We start from the raw sequence: 18906 nt of genomic DNA on the forward strand, positions 1-18906 counted from the left end.
CGGCGCGCGCTTAAGGCGCGCTTGTCCGGGACGACAGCGGAGGGTGAATAGCCGGGTTTGAACCAAACGCCACCTTTCCAGACTCACTCCTGATGACGACCCTGATCGACGACCGTCGTGTGCGCGCGCGTGAGGCGTCGCCTGCACGATATTTTTATTTCCACATGGCCCTGGCCTGCGCGGCCACCGCCTTTCTCGGCTTCGCACCGACCTATTGGGTGCCGCTCGCGCAGCGGACATTGTCGGCAAGTCCGGTGATCCACTTTCACGGACTCTTGTTCTTCACCTGGTCGCTCTATTTCGTGCTCCAGACCTGGCTCGCGGCCTCGGGCCGCGTGGTCAATCACCGCTCGCTCGGCATCGCCGGCGTATCGCTCGCGACCGCGATGACGATCTTCGGCTTCCTCGCCTCGGTGCACGTGATGCAGCATTCCGCAGCGCTCGGGCAGAAGGAAGCCGGCATCGGCTTCTCGATCGTGCCGATGAGCGGAATCGCGTTCTTCGCCGTGGTGTTCGTGCTGGCGATCATGAACACGCGCAGACCGGAGATCCACAAGCGCCTGATGCTGCTGGCGGCGGTCTCGATCCTCGATGCCGCGATCGCGCGCTGGTTCCTGACCTTCCTCGCGCCTCCGGGACCGGCCGGCCCGCCGCCGGTGCCCGTGACGATTGCGCCGGCTGTCGTCGCTTCCCTGCTGCTCGTCGTCGCCATGGTGCGCGACTGGCGCACCGAAGGCCGCGTGCATCCGGTCTACATCTACGGCACGCTCGCGCTATTGGCGGTGAAGGTGCTGAACTGGCCGGTCAGCGAGACGGCGGCATGGCACGCGTTCGCCGGCGGGATCCTGGCGCTGGCGCAATAGGCAACCCGACACTCAGCTGTCGTCCCGGACAAGCGCAGCTCTGGACAACGCGTAGCGTTGTCTGGAGCGAAGCGCTGATCCGGGACCCATAACCACAGGGCGATGTGGTTACGAGGACTCGGAGTTACCGTTTAGCAAAACAACTTTATCCTGTGGCTATGGGTCCCGGATCGGCGCGCGCTTTTGGCGCGCTTGTCCGGGACGACGACGGAGGTTGAAGCTACGCCCCCGCCTTGCACGTGATCCCGCCGTCGACCACGAGCTCGATGCCCGTCACGTATTTCGACTCGTCCGAGGCCAGGAACAGCGCTGCATTCGCGACGTCGAAGGCATCGCCCATATGGCCCATCGGCACCTGCGCATCGCGCGCGCGCCACATCGCCTCGACGTCGCCCTTGGCGTAGCTGGCAGCAAGACCCGCTGAATGCTCGACCATCGGCGTCTTCATCAAGCCGGGCAGGATCGCGTTGACGCGGACATGATGGCGCGCGAACTCGATCGCCGTGGTGCGCGTCATCTGGTTCATCGCCGCCTTCGAGGTGCCATAGGTGACGTAGGAGATGCCCATGTGGCGGATCGAGGCGATCGAGGAAATGTTGATGATCGAGCCGCCGCCCTGCTTCACCATGACGGGGATGACGTGCTTCATGGCGAGATAGGCGCTCTTGAGGTTGACGCTGAAGACGCGGTCCCAGCTCTCCTCGCTGACCTCGACCACGCTGCCCATCTCGGCGATGCCGACATTGTTGTCGAGCACGTCGATGCGGCCATAGGCCTTCAGGCATGCCGCGACCATCGCCTCGATCTCACTTGCGCGCGACACGTCGGCCGTGAACGCCGTCGCCCTGCCGCCTTCCTCGGTGATGATCTTCGCGGTCTCCTCGGCCGCGGTACCATTGCGATCGACGCAAAACACCTGCGCGCCCTCGCGCGCGAAGGTCACCGCGGTCGCCTTGCCATTGCCCCAGCCGGGGCCGATCGAGCCGGCGCCCACCACCATCGCAACCTTGCCCTTGAGCCTATCCATCGTGATCTCCCTTTATTTCTCTTGTTGTTCGCAGATGCTCATTGTGGTGGCGTTAGCACCGATCGGATGGCCGACAATCTCCGACAATGTCCGGCACTTCCCGTCATGGCACAACCGCCATTCCCCGGCCGCACCGGAATTACCGAGCACGACCTCATGCATCGGCGGACGCTGCGGCCGCCATTGAAACCAGCCATCGACGAGCCGCGCCTCGGGCGGCGGCTCCATGCCGGGGCCGGTGCCCTTGACGCGGGCCTGCACCAGTTCGAGGCCGGCGGGCGTGACACGCCAATCTTCCTGCCATTCGACCTTCGCGACCGAATGCGTCCAGGCCAGCGTGAAGGCGGACAGCGCCAGCGCCTTCACGCCTGATGCCGTTGCGAAGCAGAGGCTCACGCCGCCTCGACCGCCGTCGGCGGGCGCTGCCGCCATTGCCACAGCACCAGCGCAGCAGCGAGCACGAAGCCCGCGGTGTCGCTGAACGGGAATTCGCCGAGCAGGCAGAACGCGGCGCCGAGCGCGACCAGGCGCTCGATCAGCGTCAGCCGCGTGAACAGGAAGCCGATCGCGACCATGCCGAACAGGCCGATCGCCACCAGCGCCTTGGTGGCGGCCAGCGCCACCGCGCCGTAGAAGCCGAGCCTGGCCGCCATGGGATCGCCGGCCTGCAACAGCAGCGCCGGCGAATAAACGAAGATGAAGGGGATGACGTAGCCGGCGATCGCGATGCGCATCGCCTCCCAGCCGATCTTGTCCGGATTCTCCTTGGCGATCGGTGCGGCGGCCAGCGCGGCCAGCGCCACCGGCGGCGAGAGGTCGGCCATGATGCCGTAGTAGAACGCGAACATGTGGCTCGCGATCAGGGGCACGCCGAGCTTCGCCAGCGCCGGCGCGGCGAGCGCGGCGGTGATGATGTAGGTCGGGATGGTCGGAATGCCGGTGCCGAGCAGGATCGACAGCAGCATGGTCATGACCAGCGCCAGGAACAGGCTCTTCTCGCCGAGACCGATCACCCAGCCGCCGAAGATGGTGCCGACGCCGGTCTGCGACATCATGCCGATGATGACGCCGACGATGGCGCAGGCCATGCCGACGGTGATGGCGGATTTCGCGCTCTCGGCCAGCGCATCGCGGCAGGCGCGCAACGCCGCAAACCCTCCGCGGACGAAGGCGGTGATCACGATCAGCCCGACCACGACGCTTGCGACCGGCACGATCTGCAAGCCCTCGCGCGACAGCGCGGCGACCACGAGCGCAAGTCCGATCCAGAAGATGTAGCGAATCGCCGTCGCGGAGACGCCGGCCGTGATGGCAGTGCCAAGGATCAGCGTCACGGTCAGCGCGAGGCCCATGCTGCCGGCATAGAGCGGCGTAAAGCCTTCGAACAGCATGTAGACGAGGGCGGCGAGTGGCAGCACGAGGTACCAGCGCGCCACCAGCGCCTTCCAGGCGCTCGGGATTTCCGAGCGCTTCATGCCGACGAGACCGTGCTTGCCGGCTTCCAGATGCACCATCCAGAAGGCCGACGCGAAATACAGGATCGCAGGGATCGCCGCTGCCTTGACGATCTCCGAGTACTGGACGCCGAGCGTCTCGGCCATGATGAAGGCGACCGCGCCCATCACCGGCGGCATGATCTGTCCGCCCATCGATGCCGTCGCCTCGACGCCGGCGGCGAAGGCGCGGCGGTAACCGAACCGGATCATCAAGGGAATCGTGAACTGGCCGACGGTGACGACGTTGGCGACGCCCGAGCCTGAAATCGTGCCCATCATGCCCGAGGCGAACACCGCGACCTTGGCAGGTCCGCCGCGGGTGCGGCCGAACAGGCCGAGCGAGACGTCGGTGAAGAGCTGGATCATGCCGGCACGCTCGAGAAACGAGCCGAACAGGATGAACAGGAAGATATAGGTCGCCGACACGTAGATCGGCACGCCGTAGAAGCCTTCGGTGCCGAACGACAGATGCGTGACGATCTGGTCGAAATCGTAGCCGCGATGGTTGAGCGGCGACGGCAGGTACTGGCCGAAGAACCAGTAGACCAGGCACGCGCCGCACATCAGCGGCAGCGCCGCTCCCATCAGGCGCCGCGTGCCCTCGAAGATCAGCACCGCGAGCAGCGTGCCGACCACGAGATCGAGCCGGGTCGGATCGCCGTCGCGCGCGATCAGGTCGGCGTAGAAGATCCATTGGTAGAGGCCGCAGAAGAAGCCGGAGCCGCCGATCACCCAGCCGAGCGCACGGCCGAAATTGCTCTTCGCAGTGAAGTTCGCGATCAGGCCGAAGGTGAGCAGAACGAGGAAGCCGACATGGACGCCGCGCACCACCTGGCTCGGCAGATAGTTGAATGCGGCGACATAGAGCTGGAAGGTCGCGAACGCGATGCCGATCCAGTAGGCGAGCCGTCCCCACCAGCCCGGGCCGAAGCCTTCCGGGAAGCCATGCTCGAAATTGTCGAACTCGACCTTGACCTTGTCGGGCGCCGTCTCGGTACCCTCTGCCTTTTCCAGCATCCAACTCGTCCCCAATCGTCGAGCGCTTATAGCATTGGCACGGTCCACCCGAGCCGTCATGCCCGGGCTCGTCCCGGGCATCCACGATCTTTGTCGCCAAACCTAAAAACGTGGATGGCCGGGACAAGCCCGGCCATGACGAAGCGTGGCGAGAGCCGACCTTACTTGATCAGCCCTTTTTCCTTGTAATAGCGGATCGCGCCGGGGTGCAGCGGAACCGGGCTGCCATTGGCTGCGGTCTCGAGCTTGATCTCCTTGCCGGCCGCATGGGCGTTGACGAGCTCAGGGAGCGACTCATAGACCAGCTTGGTCATCTGATAGGCGAGATCGTCCGACACCGCGGAGCTCGTGACCAGATAGTTGATCACGGCCGCAGTCGGCACGTCCTTGTCCTGACCGGTATAGGTCTTGGCCGGAATGATCGCCGAAACGAACGGCGGGCCGATCTTGTCGACGGTCTCCTTCGGCACCGACACCACAGTGATCGGGCTCGAGGTCGACAGGTCCTTCAGCGAGGCGACGCCGAGCCCGGCCGATTGCAGCGTGGCGTTGAGCTGCCGGTTCTTCATGAGATCGACCGATTCGGCGAAGGGCAGATATTCGACCTTGCCGAGATCCTTGTAGCTCATGCCGGCGGCCGCGAGGATCGCGCGCGAGTTCAACTCGGTACCCGACTTCGGCGCGCCGACCGACAGGCTCTTGCCCTTGAGATCGGCGAGCGTCTTGATGCCGCTGTCGGCGGTCGCGACGATCTGGATGTAGTTCGGATAGATCGCGCCGATGGTCCTGAGCTTGTCGAGCTTGGTCTTGAAGCCGGCCTCCTCCTCGCCGTCCCAGGCCGCTTTCAGCGAGTCGCCCAGCGTGAACGCCAGCTCGCCGCGCCCCTGCTGCAGCAGGATCAGATTCTCGACCGACGCCTTGGTGGCCTGCACCTGTGTCTTCACGTTCGGAATCTTGTCGCCGTAGATCTTCCCGATTGCGACGCCGAGCGGATAGTAGACGCCCGAGGTGCCTCCGGTCAGCACGTTGATGAAGGATTGCGCACGCGCGCAAGGCGCCGACGCCGCCAGAGCAAGAGCCGCGGCCACGCCGAAAATCGTCCGTTTCATGGTTGTTGTTCTCCCCAAACCGGCGGCGAAATTGGCTGGATGAGGGGCGCGGGTCAACCCATCCAAAAGACAAAACAGGACTGCGGCGAACGGCCGTTCCCGCCGGGTTCTTTGGAACCGGATGGTGCGGCGAGGTGGCGCAGCGTGACTGGAGTCGCGTTAGGTTCGAGCCGGAGCGGCTTGCTCGGTCACCTCTCCCGCAAGCTTGCGGACGAGGTCGCGCCCAGCGGGTCGCGCCAACGGCGCGCCCGACGACAGGCTCCGGCGCGGGTGAAGGTTTTCTCCTCCAGGGGATTGTCCCCATGCGGAGGCACCCTCTCCCCAACCCTCCCCGGAAGCGGGGGAGGGAGCCCACCGCTTACGCAGTGGCGATCGGGGCTCCCTCACTGGAACGTCATGTCCAGGCACTTCGAGATGTCGGAGCCGAGGCCGGAGGAGATGGTGATGCAGCCGCGGATCTTCTGCGCGCCGACATCGGCGGCCCAGACCGAATAGCCGCCTGGGCCGAAGAACGAATTGGTGTTCGGCGGCTCGGTCTCGGTGGGGTCGAAGTCGTAATGTCCGTCGGTCTCGAAGATGCGCGGCTTCTTGGTGCAGCCGCCGTCGGTCTGGACGTTGATGACCTCCTTGTTGTCGCGGGTCAGAGCCAGGGAAACCTGGCAGCGGAAATATTCCGACGTCTTGGTATTGAAGAGATAGGTGTAGGACTTGCAGGTCGCCGTGTTCAGCTTGCCCGGGGCGAGGCCGCGGCTGCAGGAAATGCGCTGATTATGGCTGAGCTGGTAATCATCGGCCCGGGCCGCCGGCACCATCGCCGCCAGCGACAATACAGCAGACCAGCAAAACTTGATCACATGGCGCATCCGAATCATCCCTACCAGTAATTTTGTCGAATTGCGTTCTAGACTGAAAGCGGAACATAGTCGCGAGGGGACGAAGGGAAAATCACAAGCTACTGGGCAAGACGTGATGCGCTGCGGCGCTTTCGCAAATTGACCCGGCCACGCCGTTCGTGATTTGTTCAAGCCTGGAATGTCCCGACTGTGGGAGGATGGGATGACGGCATTTTCAACCAAGACAATTGCAATCGTAGCCGCGCTCGGCGCATGCGCAGGGCCCGCATTGGCGCAAACCGGAGCGACGCCCTGGGAACTCAAGCCCGACATGGGCTATGCCTATGACAGGGCCGGCAAAACCTATTCCTACAAAATGGGTACCAGCAACGCCGGCGAGCTCCTGAAGGGAGCCAAGAAGGTGCCGAAGGGCACGCTGTTCTTCATCGGCCAGAACGGCCAGCTCTACATGCGGAGCGGCCCTTATCTGGAGGGCGACGGCAAGTTCAAGTTCGGGCCGGATCAGTAGGGGCGCGGGCTGGCGGGCGATTGCAGCACCACACACTCGGTGTCATCACCCGCGAAAGCGGGTGATCCAGTATTCCAGAGGCCGCAGCAATTGAATCGAGAGGCCGCGGCGTACTGGATGCCCCGGTCGAGCGGGGCATGACAGCGGAGAACGTGGCGAACCAAGGCCTAAAACGCCCCCGCGAGCTCCCGCGCGCCGGCTTTGTTGCTGTTCGAGTCCATCCGCTCGTCGGTCACGGCAAGCAGCTTCGCCACCGTGTTGTGGCGGATCGCGACCGGATTGCGCTCGTAGCCGCCGCGCTGGAAGAAGTTCGAGGTCGGCACCTTCTCGCGCATCGCCTGCGGCATCGTCACCATGTCGAGACCGGTGCCGTCGCCGGTGAGGTTCATCATTTCGAGCTCGGCCGCGGAGAGCGGTCGGCTGTGGCCCTTGGCGCGGGCGAACAGCACCGACGTCAGCAGCTTGTGAGTTTGAAGCATCGGTCCAATGTCGACGTCGAGCACCATCGCATGCATGGCCCAGCCCTGCGGCGTGTTGCCGATCTTCTCGTGCTCCGACCAAGTGTCGGGCACCGACTTCGCATGCGCCACCATTTTCTTCAGGACAGCGAGCTTGTGCTCGAGCGCATGCCGCGCCGGCCCAGAGGTCCGCGCCACCTTCTCGGAAAGCGCACGGATGAGTTCATGGCCCTGCTCGGCCAGCAGCTCGACGCTGTTGGTGGTCAGGAGCTGATTGTAGCCCATCGCGGTCGAGATCGCGCGCTTGCCGCCGTGCTCGATGCCCGCCTGCACGTCGTAACTTCCGGTGCCGCCGGTTTCGAACGAATAGACCCGCACCGCCTGCTCACGTGTCAAGCCGTGGGCCAGCGCGTAGCGCGCATAGGCGCGCTTGAACTCGAGCTCGCTGGACGGGCGCTGCGGCGTGAACTGGTAGAGCTGCTGCGCCGCGCGCAGGAAATCGGCAACCACCGGAATAGGCTTTCGCGGCGGCCGCTCCGGCGTTTCCTCCGGCTCCGGGTTCACCGGGCGCTTCGGCCCGTTGTAGAGAGGCGGATGCTCCAGCACGTAATCGTCGAGCGTGACCTGCTGCCCGCTGCGCCGCTTGGCGTTGCGGCCGCGACGCTTCTCGGAGATCTTGCTCCAATAAGCGCCAGCCTCGGCGTCGAAGGCGGCGCGCGCCGCCTGGTATTCGGCAAGCTTGCGGCGATATTCGAGCACGGCAGCCGAGGCGCCACCTTGCGCGAAAAACTGCGACAGCAGCTGGGCCTTGGCATCGCGGATCGCCGGCGGCAGCGCGTCGGCCTCGCCGCTGCGCGCGGCCGGCGTGATCAGGACGAGCGCAAGTGGAACCAGCGCCAATGTGTTTCGAATCGAATGATGCATGCTGCCCTCTTAGCAGGCATCCGGTAACCGTCACGTTAACGCGCCGTTTACCATGTCACTTCCAGGCGAACACCGGCTGTTCCAGGTCGGTGACGCGGGTCTGCCGCCCCGCCAGCACCTCGCGGAACTGGTAGATCAGCGCCGCCGTCGGCGCGTGGATCAGGCTCATCTGGTGGTGGAAGCGGATCACGCGGCGGCTGCTTTCGGGAATGGCGACGAAATCGAAAGCGTCCTCGCGCTCGATCGTCGCCAGCGCGATGCGATGCACGGACGCGACCTCCTCCGGGTTCGGCCGGATCGCGGCGCTGGCTGCGGCCCAGACCACGACCGGCGTGATCAGATAACCGGACCGCGTCGGGTAATCGTCGAGCGTGCCGAGCACATCCGCATTCGTCAGGCGAAGGCCAAGCTCCTCGTCGAGTTCGCGCAGCGCCGCTTCGACCGGCGTCTCGCCGGGATCGCATCGGCCGCCCGGCAGCGCCCATTGACCGCGATGGGCGCGCAGATGCGACGCGCGCAGCGTGAGCAGCAGCGCAGTGTCGTCGCCCTCGCTCGCGGTTAGCGCGACCGCCACCGCGGCGCGTTTCAGCGTCGCTTGCGCATCATCCTCCTGCAGGCGCGTGAAGGCCGCGCAGGCATCCGCGATATTCCGCCGTGTGGCATCATCGAACGGTCTCATGATGCTTGACTACACCACGTCCGGCCCCGATGAAATGCGCTCGCAAGGCCCACGCAGGAACGGACGACGACATGACCACCAAGGCCGCCGCAAGGCTGAAATCAGACGGCTGGAGCATCCTGGAGACCACGGGCTTCCTCCACCTCGTCGGTCCCTTGTGGGAGCGCAAGGTCGACGGCCATTACGAATTCGCACTCGCCACGGAGGACAAGCACCACAATCGCCGCGGCATGGTCCAGGGCGGCGTGATGATGACCTTTGCCGACCGCACCTGCGGCATGACGGCCCGCTATGTCTCCGGCAAGGAATATCTGGCGACGGTGCAGCTCGACACCCACTTCGTCGAGGCCGGCCAGATCGGCGACATCCTGATCTCCCGCCCGCGCGTGGTCCGCTCGACCCGCAGCCTGATTTTCATGAGCACCGAAGTCAGCGTGGACGATCGTTGCGTCGTGATGGCGAATGGCGTGTTCAAGATATTGAAGGGGCCGGCGTAGGCATAAGTTAGGCAGCCCCCGCTGTCGCCAAACACTCCGCTGTCGTCCCCGCGCACGCGGGGACCCATAACCCCAGGGAGTAGATATAGCGCGAGACAGGTCACTCCGAGTCTTCGCCAAACAACTCCCTGTGGTTATGGGTCCCGGATCTGCGCTCCGCTTGTCCGGGACGACGCGAGGAAATCGGGCTGCCTTCCTCACCTCGTCATTGCGAGCGCAGCGAACCAATCCAGAATCCCTCCACGGACACATCTCCCGATTGCTTCGCTGCGCTCGCAATGACGGGCGTTGCTGGCTATGCTGCTCTCACGAAGAAGCAGCAAGGATAGCCCATGCAATACCGTCAGCTCGGCCGTACTGGCCTGAAAGTGTCGCCGATTTGCCTGGGCACCATGATGTTCGGCGGACCGACGGATGAAGCCACGTCAAAACGGATCATCGACAAGGCGCACAGCGCCGGGATCAACTTCATCGACACGGCGGATGCCTATTCGAAAGGTGGCTCCGAAGAAGTTGTCGGCCGCGCCATCGCCAGCAATCGCAACGCCTGGGTGCTCGCGACAAAACTCGCCAATCCCATGGGCGGCGATCCCAATCGCGGCGGGCTGTCACGACGCTGGGTCTTGCAGGCCGCCGACGAAAGCCTGACGCGGCTCGGCACCGATCACATCGACATCTACTACCTGCACAAGGAAGACCACGCGACTCCGTTGGAAGAGACGGTGCGCGCGATGGGCGACCTGATCCGGTCAGGCAAGGTGCGCTATTTCGGCGTCTCCAACTACCGCGCCTGGCGCGTTGCCGAGATCTGCAACATCTGCGACCGGCTCGGCATCGATCGACCCGCGGTGAGCCAGCCTTACTACAACGCCATGAACCGCATGCCGGAGGTCGAGCACTTCCCGGCCTGTTCCTATTACGGTCTCGGCATCGTGCCCTATAGCCCCCTGGCGCGCGGCGTGCTCACCGGCAAGTACAAGCCAGATGCAGCCCCCGACAAGGAGACGCGCGCAGGCCGCAACGACACCCGCATGATGCAGACTGAATGGCGGCCGGAATCGCTGCGCCTCGCGCAGGAGATCAAGACTCACGCGGAGAAGAAGGGCATCACCGCCGGACAGTTCGCGGTCGCCTGGGTGCTGAACTCCGCCTTCGTCTCGTCGATGATTGCCGGTCCCCGCACCGAGGAGCAATGGGACGGCTACATCAGCGCGCTCGACTATCGTTTCACCGCGGATGACGAGGCGCTGGTCGACCGGCTGGTGACGCCAGGCCATCCCTCGACGCCGGGCTACAACGACCCCGCCTATCCGATCGAAGGCCGCCGCGCGCGGACGGTCAGCTTCTAGTCGCGATTTTGACGACGAACAAAATGGTGCAGGCAATACGACGTTGCATTGCAGTATAGCGAGCCCAACAAAGCGCGCCTCAACTCCTTGACAACTTGAACAACTGCTCGCGATGGTTGCGCATAGATTGGTACCATTTCATCTAGGCTAACTACATGATTGCTCCACAAGCAGAGCCTGTCGTTCAAGCGCCACTTTATGCACCCTATTCTGAGGTTGCCTACGCCATTCGTCTACTCAATGGCGAGCCCGTTCAGCGGGTGCGCGACATGATCAGCGCAATTGCCGACCAAACGGGGACACCACAAAATCCTGTTGATTGGTCGGATCCCGACACCTGGATCGGAGAGCGCCTTTCGGGCGACCTGCAAGACCTGGCGCGCAAAATATGGGAAGGGAGCGGCAAGGAGCTGAATCCTCGCTACCTGAGAGGGTGTTATCTTTTCATCAACAGAATGAGGCTCCTGGATCGAGTTGGTGGCGTTTATCAGCTTGGCGATAGGGGCCAGAAGTTCTTAGCGAGGGACGAGGCCATTCTTCGCGAACTTGATGCTGCAGAAGGTATACCCAAACTACTTTCCCTCGTTGCCGAGCGCTCTCCCTGCAAGAGAGGGGATATTCTTCCGGCCTGGTCTGATTATCTAAAAGCCGTCTCACTATTTACGACGCCAAAGAATTTTGCTGACACCCTGCGTCGTAGGCTGATGGCGATGGCCGAACGCAGCTTGATCACTCGTGAGGGAAATTACTATACGATCACCGAAACTGGATTGCATTGGCTGAAAGGCTTTTCCCAACCAATCGAAGCTAGCATAGCCAGCACGGCGCCTTCCTCGAAGCGCACTACAGTTGCGGAAGCTGCTCATGCGCACAATGAAGAGCAATTGATTGCGTTTCGAGCCCGTCTGATGCAGTTGGAGCCGACTCAATTTGAGCACTTCGTTAAAGAACTGCTTGATGCAATGGACTATGAAGACGTCCGCGTCACAAAGGTCAGCGGCGACAAGGGCGTTGATGTGGTTGCTCGTGTTCAATTTGGTATAACAGAAATAACCGAGGTGGTGCAGGTCAAGCGCACCGAGAATACAATTACTCGCCCTAAAGTCGATGAGCTGCGTGGAGCGCTCCCATATTTTAAGGCCATTCGCGGCACAATTATCAGCCTTGGCGGCTTCGCAAGAGGTGCGCAAGAGGGGGCTCTATTTATTGGAGCCGCACCAATAACTCTAATTGACGGGAAACGCCTTCTTGATCTCTGTATAAAGCACCAAGTCGGTATTCGACGCAGCCCTGTTGAGATTTACGAAATTGACGACGCCTTCTTCGCAGAAAAATTCACTCAGGAAGACGTCGAAGAGGAAGGGCCGATCGTCGGCAACATTGAGGATACATAGGCGCACCAGATGTTTCCCGAAGACCGCTACGGCCTGCCGCTCTCCACCACCTCGCACGAGGCGGCGGCCGCGTATCGCGAAGGCGTCGACCTCATGCTCGCGGGCTGGACCGGCACGGCGGAGACGCTGGATCGCGCGATCGCGACCGACCCGGAATTCGCACTTCCCCATATCGCCCGCGCCCGCGTGCATGCCTTCTACCAGCAGGGTGATCTCGCGCGGCAGAAGGCGACGCTCGCGCGCGAGCTGGCGGCCAAGCGCGGCACCGAGCGCGAGCGCTCGCATGTCGAGACGCTGGCGCTCGCGATCGAGGGCCGGCTGCTCGAAGCGATCGCGTCGACGCTGAAGCACATCGACGTATGGCCACGCGACGCCGTGGTGCTGTCGCTGCCGCTCGGCGCGTTCGGCCTGTTCGCATTCTCCGGCATGGCCGACCACGATCGCGCCCGGCATGAGCTGTGCGAGCGCGTCGCGCGGCATTATGGGGAGGATTGGTGGTTCCTCACCATGTCCGGCTGGGCGATGACGGAGAATGGCGACGTCGCCCGTGGCCGCGCCGTCACCGAGCGCGGTTTCAATCTGCGCCGGCAGAACGCCCACGCCATGCACGCGGTGCTGCATGCGATGTTCGAGGACGGCTCGATCGATGCGGTCGACCGTCTCGTCGACGAATGGATCCCCACTTACGACCGCGCCGGAATCCTGCACAGCCATATCCGCTGGCACCAGGCGCTCGGCGCGCTCGAGCATGGCGATGCGGCGCGGGCGCTGTCGATCTATGCCGACGTGCTCCAGCCCTCCGCCACGCAGGCGCCGCCGCTCAACGTCGTCACCGACAGCGCCTCGCTGCTCTGGCGCCTGTCTGCCTACGGCCATGCCGTGCCGAAAGCGCTGTGGCGCGAGGCTGACGCCGCCGCGCAAAAGCTGTTTCCGAGGTCAAGCCTGTCCTTTGCCGACGTCCACATGGCGCTGTTCGCAGCCGCCACGCAAAACCGCGAGGCGCTCGCCGCGCGCCTTGGGACGATCGAACAGCGGCTCGCTGACGGCAAGCTGCCCGCCGGTCCCGTGGTACCGGCAATCTGCCGCGCGCTCGCGGCGTTCGCCGATGAGGATTACCGGACTTGCGTCCAGGTGCTCGCGCCGGTCCTCGGCGAGGTCGTGCGCATCGGCGGCAGCCATGCCCAGCGCGAGCTGATCGAGGACACCTTTATCGTCGCGCTCATGCGCAGCGGTGAGCTGCCACGCGCCCGCGCCGTACTGGATGCCCGCCTGCACCGCCGGCCCTCGCTTCGGGATGCGCGCTGGCAGGCCGCGACAGGCTAGCTCCGCCACGAAAAAAACACTGCCCTGATGGCATGTGCTGGCCATACGGGTTGGGCAATTTGGGCAAAGCGCCGTCGGGGGTGACGCGGTGGTATTCCAGGCGGGAATTGCGGTGCAAACGGGATCGCAACGAATTTGCGGTTCGATGGTTGTCGGACGGACCTTTTCCGCCGCTACAGCCCCCTGGCACACGAGCCCGACGATGCGCCTCTGCCGACCGGTCCTCGCCGCCCTGATCATGGTCTTGGCAAGCCCTTGTTTTGCCGAGACTTCTGGACCCATTCCGGTCAACAATCCGCAGCCGCAGCAGAACGCCTTTATCGACCTCCTGGCGCTGATCTCCGGCCACTGCAAGACGTTCAAGGTCGCAGGCCGTACCTATGCCTGCAAGACGGTGGCCTACGCCCATGGCGACAGGGGCCGGGTCAATTTCGCGGTCGCTGTCGACAATCCGTCCGATGACAGCCACGTCGTGTCGTTTTCCGGGGAGAACGGCAAGCGCGCCGACGACAATTCCTACGAGCTGCCGATCGACCGCATGCTGCTGAACTCAAAGGACCGGCCCAGGGTCGACGGCCTGCCGGTGCCGGCCGAGCAGACCTCCACCGGTGTCTGCCGCCAGACCGGCAATTTCGCCGCCCGGAAGGTGAACGACGTCACCTGCTCGGCGACCGACAACCAGGGCCGGAAATACGAGCTCGTGTTCGTCTCCGACGGCTCGCCGGTCAGCGTGCGCCGCATCCGCCAGTCGGCACCGTCGATCCAGGACCCGTTCAAATAGCCATCACGCGAACGCCTTCTCCAGCGTCGCGAAGATCACGGCAAGCGACTTGTCGTGCCGCGTCACCGGCGGCACCGGGCGATCGATCTTCATGAGCCGATAGACCGCCGTCTGCGCCGCACGCACCGAATATTCGACGGTGAACACGACGTCATCGGGGATCTCGACGAACTGGCTGACGAAGGCGAGATTGACGGAATTTTCGGGCACCGGCAGCGGCCGGTCGGTGGCGTTGCGCGGCATGAACATGCTGGTGATGTAGGGCATGCGGCAGGGAATGCAGATCGCATCCTCGAACACGGCGGGATCGAAGTTCAGGTGACCGCAAAGCTCCTTCAGGATGTCGGCGCCGCCGCAATCGGACATCGGCTTTGCCACGAAATTGCCGATGCGGTCGGGATGCAGCGCGTAGCCCCAGAACACCTGCACGTTCTTCGGCTGGCCCGTGAAATGCGGCTGGTGATAGAGCACGACCGACATCAGCCAGTTTGAGTCCTTGAACGTGACGAGACCGCCGGTGCCGGCCCTGTTGCCGGAGAACGCTTCCATCCGGTCGAAGAACCGGGGATCGCGGCAGGTGACGGTGAAGGACAGCCAGTAGGATTCGGGGATCGAACTGTTGAACGCGGACGGATTGCCGAATTCGGGACGTCCTTGCGCGATCGTCTCCCACAGCGCCCAGCCCTGACTGTCGGCCTTGGTCAGGCGCGGCGGCGGCTCGGTCATCGTGCCCAGGCTCGAAGCGTCCGTCATCGAGCCGTTCTGGAAGAACACGATGTCGTCGTCTTCAAGCCGGACATTGGCGGTGCGGCTGTCGCGGTCGAGCGTGAGCTGACGCACGCGCAAGCGCGCGCCGTCGGCCTCGAACGCCATGTCGGTGACGCGCGTCCCGCGCACGAACTGTACGCCCTGGCGCTTGAGCCAGTCGGCGAGCGGCCGCACGATCGCGTCATACTGATTGTAGACGGTGCGCTTGACGCCGCCGAGCGTCTCGATCCGCGGAAACTCGCTCATGAAGCGGTGCAGATAGCGCTTCAGCTCGACCGCGCTGTGCCAGGGCTGGAAGGCGAAGGTGGTCTGCCACATGTACCAGAAATTGGACTCGAAGAATCCGGGCGACAGCCAGTCGGTGATGCGGCTATTGCCGAGCGTCTCCTCCGAAGCTTCGGTGAGCCGCAGCAGCTCGATCCGGTCGCGCGCGGAAAAGCCCATGTGCGAGACGTCGACCTTGAAGCGGTTGCGGTCGACCAGCCGCGCGCGGGAATGCGCCGGGTTCTCTTCGTTGAAGGCGATGGTCTCGTCGCGCACGCTGAGGCCGGGATGTTCGAGCGAGGGAATGCTCGAGAGCAGATCCCAGGTGCATTCGTAATGGTCGGTGGTGAGCATGCGCCCGCCGCGCAGCGAATAGGCGCCGTTCGCGAGCTGCGCGCCGTCGAGGCTGCCGCCCACCAGCGGCTGCGCCTCGTAGATCACGATGTCGCGCCCAGGCAGCTGCGCATCGCGAACGAGGAACGCCGCGCCTGCGAGCGATCCAATGCCACCGCCGATGAAATACACCTTCATGATCTGCCTCGATTGCATTTCGAATGTCGCGGCCACATTGCATCGGGCGGCGGCGGCCGAAGTTGCGCTGGATCAAGGGCAGCCGAAGGCGGAATCACGTCGCCGTTATCGGCGCCGGCTTCCCGGCGTAGATCTGCTCGATCTCGGCGGCGAAGCGGCGCTCCAGCGCGGGGCGCTTGTTCTTCAGCGTCGGCGTGAGCAGGCCGCCGGCAATGGTCCACGGATCCAGGGTCCACCAGACCGCGCGCGGCGTCGCGTAGGACGGATAAGCCTTCACGGCGGCCGCAATTCTGGCCAGCAGCACGGCCCGCTCCGCCGCAGCGCCTTGCTTGTCGCTCGCCGCGAGCCTTTCCTTTTCCTGCGCCCAGGCCTTTGCATTCAGCACGACCAGCGCGGCGAGGAACGGCCGCTGTTCGCCGATCACCAGTGCCTGCTCGAACAGGGGATCGGCGAGGATGGCGGTCTCAAGATCCACCGGCGCGATCTTCTCGCCGGTCGAAGTGACCAGGATGTCCTTGATGCGACCGGTGATGGTGATGCGCCCGTTCTCGATGCGGGCCTGATCGCCGGTGTGCAGCCAGCCGTCGGCCTGCTTGACCCTGCGCGTCTCTTCCGGCTTGTGCCAGTAGCCGAGCATCACGCTCGGCCCGCGAACGAGCAGCTCGTCGAGCTCGCCGAGCCTGACCTCCAGACCGTCCAGGACGCGGCCGACCGAGGACGGATCGTTGTCGTCGGGCGTATTGACGGAAACGACCGGCGAGGTCTCGGTCATGCCGTAGCCCTGAAGGATGTCGAGCCCGAGCGCGAGAAACAGGCGGATGACCGGCTCGGCAATCGGAGCCCCGCCGGAGACCGCAACGCGCAGGCGGCCGCCGAACTGGGCCAGCACCTTGTCGGCGACGAAACGCTTCAGGAGCGGCCAGGCGAGCCGGTCGAACAGCGTCTGCGAGCCCCGCCCCTGCCGCGCATCGAAGCGCCGGCCCCCGACGGCAAGCGCGAGATCGAGCAGCGCGCGTTCTGCGCCGCCGGCCGCCGCGCGATGTTGCATGATCAGGGCGTAGATGCGCTCGTAGATGCGCGGCACCGAAACAAGCACCGTCGGCCGCACCATTTTCAGGTCTTCCCCGAGCTGCGGCACCGAGCGGGCATAGGCGACGCAGGCCCCCACCGCGATCGGATAATAATAGCCGCCGGTGCGCTCGAAGGTGTGCGAGAGCGGCAGGAAGGACAGGAAGACGTCGTTGGGCACGGCCGCGATGCGCCGCGCGACCGCCTTCACGTTGGCGACGATGTTGCCATGCGACAGCATCACGCCCTTGGGCCGGCCGGTCGTGCCCGAGGTATAGACGATGGCGGCAAGATCGCCCGGCTCGACCGCGACGTCAGCCAGCGGCGCGCCGGCGCTGCGGGGCTCCGCAAGCCAGCGGTCGAGCGCGACGATACGGGCATCGGCAGCACTGAGCCCCGCCGCATCCGCGCAGACGATGCGCTTGAGATGGTCGAGCGGCTGACCAGTGGCGGTGATCGCCTGCCAGCGCGAAAGCCTATCCACGAACAGCAGCAGCGCACCGGAATCGGCGAGGATGTAGGCGATGCTGTCGGGGTTGTCGACGGCATGCATCGGCACCGGAACGAGCCCGCGCGATAGCGCCGCCTGGTCCATCGCGACATGCGCAATGCCGTTCGGCATCAGGATGGCGACACGCTCGCCGGCCGAAAAGCCCTCCGCAGCCAGCGCCCGCCGCCAGCGCTCGAATTCCGCATCGATGTCCTGCCAGGACTGGCTGACCCAGCACCCGGCAGCGCCGTCAAAATGGCGATAGGCCTCCGCCGCCGGCGTCGCATGGACGCGCCAGCGCAAGAGCTCCGGCAGTGTCGTCACGTCAGCGAGCGACTGCGGTTGACTGATCGGCCCCGGCATGGCGTCCTTTCTTCTTAACTCTATCGATCCCCAACCATCTGGGGCCTCGACACTAGGCCGGCCAGACCGCGCCGCCTTGATCCTCAGCAAGGCGGCCATGCTTCGGAGCGACCCATGACGCGCGACCGCCTGTTTCTGCTGCGCCCCGGTTTCGACGATCCGGCCTTTCCGAATCGCCGGTTCTATTGCTGGCATTGCGCGCTGATCGAGGGCGTGCTGGCCTCGTTTCCGGCGCTCGCCGAAAAGCTCGACGTCGAGCGGATCCCCTGGCCGCTACCACGGCAAGCCGTGATCGCGCTGGTCGGCGAGGAGAACCAATCGTTGCCGCTGCTCGTGCTCGCGACTGGCGCAACTTCGCAGCACCAGACCGGCAGCCATCATGGCCGCGCCTTCATCGCCGACAAGGACGCGATCCTCGCCGCGCTCTCCGAGCGCCACGGCTTTCCCGATCCGCATCCGTGAAAGGTGTGCGAAAATCTGCGTACCCGCTCTCGTGTCCCGGACGCGCTGCAGCGCTCCTTGCGCTGATGTGCAGAGCCGGGACCCATGCAGCGGGCACACCAAGAACATGTGCCCCGGCTCAGCAGCGCATCGTCGAAGAGACGCTGCGCTGCGTCCGGGGCACGAGTCGCGAGGCAACGCATCGTCATGCGACAATAGAACGCGCGGCGTTCAAACATCGACAGACGTTAACGCGCGTTAATCGGAACTCCACATCTGCGTCGTTTCGACGCCAGCACTGGCGGGAACGCGCCGGATGCTCATGTGTTGTCACTCGACATTCAACTGGAGTGATGACATGAAGTATCTCATTGCCGCGATCGCCCTCGGTGCTGCGGCGTTCGCCGGCGGATCGGCGGCCAACGCGGCAGGCAGCGTGAGCGCCAAACAGACCGCGCAGGAAAGCCGGTCCACCGATATCAGCGCGCACCGCAGGCACCATCGCTGGCACGGTCACCATCATCGCTGGCGGCATCATCACGGCCACTACCGGCCCCATTACAGAAGCTACGGCTACTATCCGCGGCACCACGGTTATTACGGCGGCGGACCGTACGGCTATTATGGCGGCGGTCCCGGCGTGACGTTCAGCTTCGGCGGCGGACGCTGGTAAGACAAAAGGCCCGCAGAGATGCGGGCCTT

The 18906-nt window shown here is 64.4% G+C and carries 18 protein-coding genes; 9 read left to right on the forward strand and 9 right to left on the reverse strand.

All coding sequences use genetic code 11. The annotated features are described in order from the left end of the window. The first annotated feature begins 92 nt into the window (after positions 1 to 92). A complete protein-coding gene (locus EDE08_RS26320) occupies positions 93 to 863 on the forward strand; it encodes a hypothetical protein (RefSeq protein WP_131871670.1) in 771 nt (256 codons plus the stop codon). Positions 864 to 1083: 220 nt separating this feature from the next. Here the strand turns inward: EDE08_RS26320 and EDE08_RS26325 are convergent, their stop codons facing one another. The 5 genes from EDE08_RS26325 to EDE08_RS26350 all read right to left on the reverse strand — a co-directional run bounded on the left by EDE08_RS26325 (position 1084) and on the right by EDE08_RS26350 (position 6375). Continuing rightward, the gene (locus EDE08_RS26325; RefSeq protein ID WP_131871671.1) at positions 1084 to 1890 is read right to left on the reverse strand and encodes an SDR family NAD(P)-dependent oxidoreductase; all 807 of its coding nucleotides are present in this window, start codon (positions 1888 to 1890) and stop codon (positions 1084 to 1086) included. A 12-nt stretch (positions 1891 to 1902) separates the two neighbouring features. Continuing rightward, complete coding sequence (locus tag EDE08_RS26330) at positions 1903 to 2322, reverse strand: DUF1850 domain-containing protein (RefSeq protein ID WP_131871672.1); 420 nt, start codon at positions 2320 to 2322, stop codon at positions 1903 to 1905. After that, positions 2283 to 4403 (reverse strand): TRAP transporter permease, encoded by a 2121-nt coding sequence (locus tag EDE08_RS26335; RefSeq protein WP_165936190.1) that lies wholly within the window; start codon positions 4401 to 4403, stop codon positions 2283 to 2285. Before EDE08_RS26335 ends, EDE08_RS26330 begins: the two co-directional genes overlap by 40 nt. A gap of 161 nt (positions 4404 to 4564) precedes the next feature. Continuing rightward, complete coding sequence (locus EDE08_RS26340; RefSeq protein ID WP_131871673.1) at positions 4565 to 5512, reverse strand: TAXI family TRAP transporter solute-binding subunit; 948 nt, start codon at positions 5510 to 5512, stop codon at positions 4565 to 4567. 383 nt (positions 5513 to 5895) lie between these two features. Continuing rightward, a complete protein-coding gene (locus tag EDE08_RS26350) occupies positions 5896 to 6375 on the reverse strand; it encodes a hypothetical protein (protein WP_165936191.1) in 480 nt (159 codons plus the stop codon). Between the two features lie 193 nt (positions 6376 to 6568). Between EDE08_RS26350 and EDE08_RS26355 the strand changes: the two genes are divergently transcribed. Further along, positions 6569 to 6874, forward strand: coding sequence for a hypothetical protein (locus EDE08_RS26355; protein WP_131871674.1), 306 nt, complete (start codon positions 6569 to 6571; stop codon positions 6872 to 6874). Between the two features lie 167 nt (positions 6875 to 7041). Here the strand turns inward: EDE08_RS26355 and EDE08_RS26365 are convergent, their stop codons facing one another. Beyond that, the gene (locus EDE08_RS26365) at positions 7042 to 8256 is read right to left on the reverse strand and encodes a hypothetical protein (protein WP_131871675.1); all 1215 of its coding nucleotides are present in this window, start codon (positions 8254 to 8256) and stop codon (positions 7042 to 7044) included. A 55-nt stretch (positions 8257 to 8311) separates the two neighbouring features. After that, positions 8312 to 8938 (reverse strand): NUDIX hydrolase, encoded by a 627-nt coding sequence (locus EDE08_RS26370; protein ID WP_131871676.1) that lies wholly within the window; start codon positions 8936 to 8938, stop codon positions 8312 to 8314. A gap of 68 nt (positions 8939 to 9006) precedes the next feature. Here EDE08_RS26370 and EDE08_RS26375 point away from each other — a divergent pair, with 68 nt between their 5' ends. The 5 genes from EDE08_RS26375 (at position 9007) to EDE08_RS26395 (ending at position 14279) form a co-directional block, all read left to right on the forward strand. Continuing rightward, a complete protein-coding gene (locus EDE08_RS26375) occupies positions 9007 to 9432 on the forward strand; it encodes a PaaI family thioesterase (RefSeq protein WP_131871677.1) in 426 nt (141 codons plus the stop codon). A 332-nt stretch (positions 9433 to 9764) separates the two neighbouring features. Continuing rightward, on the forward strand, positions 9765 to 10781 hold the full coding sequence (locus EDE08_RS26380; protein ID WP_131871678.1) for an aldo/keto reductase: 1017 nt from the start codon (positions 9765 to 9767) through the stop codon (positions 10779 to 10781). Between the two features lie 155 nt (positions 10782 to 10936). Then, positions 10937 to 12175: a restriction endonuclease gene (locus EDE08_RS38895; protein WP_207913096.1), complete on the forward strand. Its 1239-nt coding sequence runs from the start codon at positions 10937 to 10939 to the stop codon at positions 12173 to 12175. 9 nt (positions 12176 to 12184) lie between these two features. After that, positions 12185 to 13498, forward strand: coding sequence for a tetratricopeptide repeat protein (locus tag EDE08_RS26390; RefSeq protein WP_131871679.1), 1314 nt, complete (start codon positions 12185 to 12187; stop codon positions 13496 to 13498). 202 nt (positions 13499 to 13700) lie between these two features. Further along, on the forward strand, positions 13701 to 14279 hold the full coding sequence (locus EDE08_RS26395; protein WP_131871680.1) for a hypothetical protein: 579 nt from the start codon (positions 13701 to 13703) through the stop codon (positions 14277 to 14279). 3 nt (positions 14280 to 14282) lie between these two features. On the opposite strand, the gene EDE08_RS26400 is transcribed toward EDE08_RS26395, so the two are convergent. Both EDE08_RS26400 and EDE08_RS26405 read right to left on the reverse strand, forming a co-directional pair. Then, positions 14283 to 15860, reverse strand: coding sequence for an oleate hydratase (locus EDE08_RS26400; protein ID WP_131871681.1), 1578 nt, complete (start codon positions 15858 to 15860; stop codon positions 14283 to 14285). 76 nt (positions 15861 to 15936) lie between these two features. Continuing rightward, positions 15937 to 17763, reverse strand: coding sequence for an AMP-dependent synthetase/ligase (locus tag EDE08_RS26405; protein WP_131871682.1), 1827 nt, complete (start codon positions 17761 to 17763; stop codon positions 15937 to 15939). A gap of 114 nt (positions 17764 to 17877) precedes the next feature. On the opposite strand from EDE08_RS26405, the gene EDE08_RS26410 reads away from it, so the two are divergent. Together EDE08_RS26410 and EDE08_RS26415 are read left to right on the forward strand one after the other, a co-directional pair. Continuing rightward, positions 17878 to 18225: a DUF3088 domain-containing protein gene (locus EDE08_RS26410; protein ID WP_131871683.1), complete on the forward strand. Its 348-nt coding sequence runs from the start codon at positions 17878 to 17880 to the stop codon at positions 18223 to 18225. A gap of 337 nt (positions 18226 to 18562) precedes the next feature. After that, positions 18563 to 18877: a hypothetical protein gene (locus EDE08_RS26415; protein ID WP_165936193.1), complete on the forward strand. Its 315-nt coding sequence runs from the start codon at positions 18563 to 18565 to the stop codon at positions 18875 to 18877. Positions 18878 to 18906: the final 29 nt, after the last annotated feature.

Origin of the sequence: Bradyrhizobium sp. R2.2-H (assembly GCF_004346455.1) — a bacterium.
In the GTDB taxonomy this organism is placed as follows: Bacteria; Pseudomonadota; Alphaproteobacteria; order Rhizobiales; family Xanthobacteraceae; genus Bradyrhizobium; species Bradyrhizobium diversitatis.

Bases quoted from the DNA above. Each gene is read 5' to 3' on its own strand.
- EDE08_RS26380 (WP_131871678.1), top strand. From the start codon at position 9,765: ATGCAATACCGTCAGCTCGGCCGTACTGGCCTGAAAGTGTCGCCGATT.
- EDE08_RS26335 (WP_165936190.1), bottom strand. From the start codon at position 4,403: ATGCTGGAAAAGGCAGAGGGTACCGAGACGGCGCCCGACAAGGTCAAG.
- EDE08_RS26415 (WP_165936193.1), top strand. From the start codon at position 18,563: ATGAAGTATCTCATTGCCGCGATCGCCCTCGGTGCTGCGGCGTTCGCC.
- EDE08_RS26325 (WP_131871671.1), bottom strand. From the start codon at position 1,890: ATGGATAGGCTCAAGGGCAAGGTTGCGATGGTGGTGGGCGCCGGCTCG.
- EDE08_RS26340 (WP_131871673.1), bottom strand. From the start codon at position 5,512: ATGAAACGGACGATTTTCGGCGTGGCCGCGGCTCTTGCTCTGGCGGCG.
- EDE08_RS26375 (WP_131871677.1), top strand. From the start codon at position 9,007: ATGACCACCAAGGCCGCCGCAAGGCTGAAATCAGACGGCTGGAGCATC.
- EDE08_RS26390 (WP_131871679.1), top strand. From the start codon at position 12,185: ATGTTTCCCGAAGACCGCTACGGCCTGCCGCTCTCCACCACCTCGCAC.
- EDE08_RS26355 (WP_131871674.1), top strand. From the start codon at position 6,569: ATGACGGCATTTTCAACCAAGACAATTGCAATCGTAGCCGCGCTCGGC.
- EDE08_RS26410 (WP_131871683.1), top strand. From the start codon at position 17,878: ATGACGCGCGACCGCCTGTTTCTGCTGCGCCCCGGTTTCGACGATCCG.
- EDE08_RS26405 (WP_131871682.1), bottom strand. From the start codon at position 17,763: ATGCCGGGGCCGATCAGTCAACCGCAGTCGCTCGCTGACGTGACGACA.
- EDE08_RS26395 (WP_131871680.1), top strand. From the start codon at position 13,701: ATGCGCCTCTGCCGACCGGTCCTCGCCGCCCTGATCATGGTCTTGGCA.
- EDE08_RS26400 (WP_131871681.1), bottom strand. From the start codon at position 15,860: ATGCAATCGAGGCAGATCATGAAGGTGTATTTCATCGGCGGTGGCATT.
- EDE08_RS26365 (WP_131871675.1), bottom strand. From the start codon at position 8,256: ATGCATCATTCGATTCGAAACACATTGGCGCTGGTTCCACTTGCGCTC.
- EDE08_RS26350 (WP_165936191.1), bottom strand. From the start codon at position 6,375: ATGCGCCATGTGATCAAGTTTTGCTGGTCTGCTGTATTGTCGCTGGCG.
- EDE08_RS26320 (WP_131871670.1), top strand. From the start codon at position 93: ATGACGACCCTGATCGACGACCGTCGTGTGCGCGCGCGTGAGGCGTCG.
- EDE08_RS38895 (WP_207913096.1), top strand. From the start codon at position 10,937: ATGATTGCTCCACAAGCAGAGCCTGTCGTTCAAGCGCCACTTTATGCA.
- EDE08_RS26330 (WP_131871672.1), bottom strand. From the start codon at position 2,322: ATGGCGGCAGCGCCCGCCGACGGCGGTCGAGGCGGCGTGAGCCTCTGC.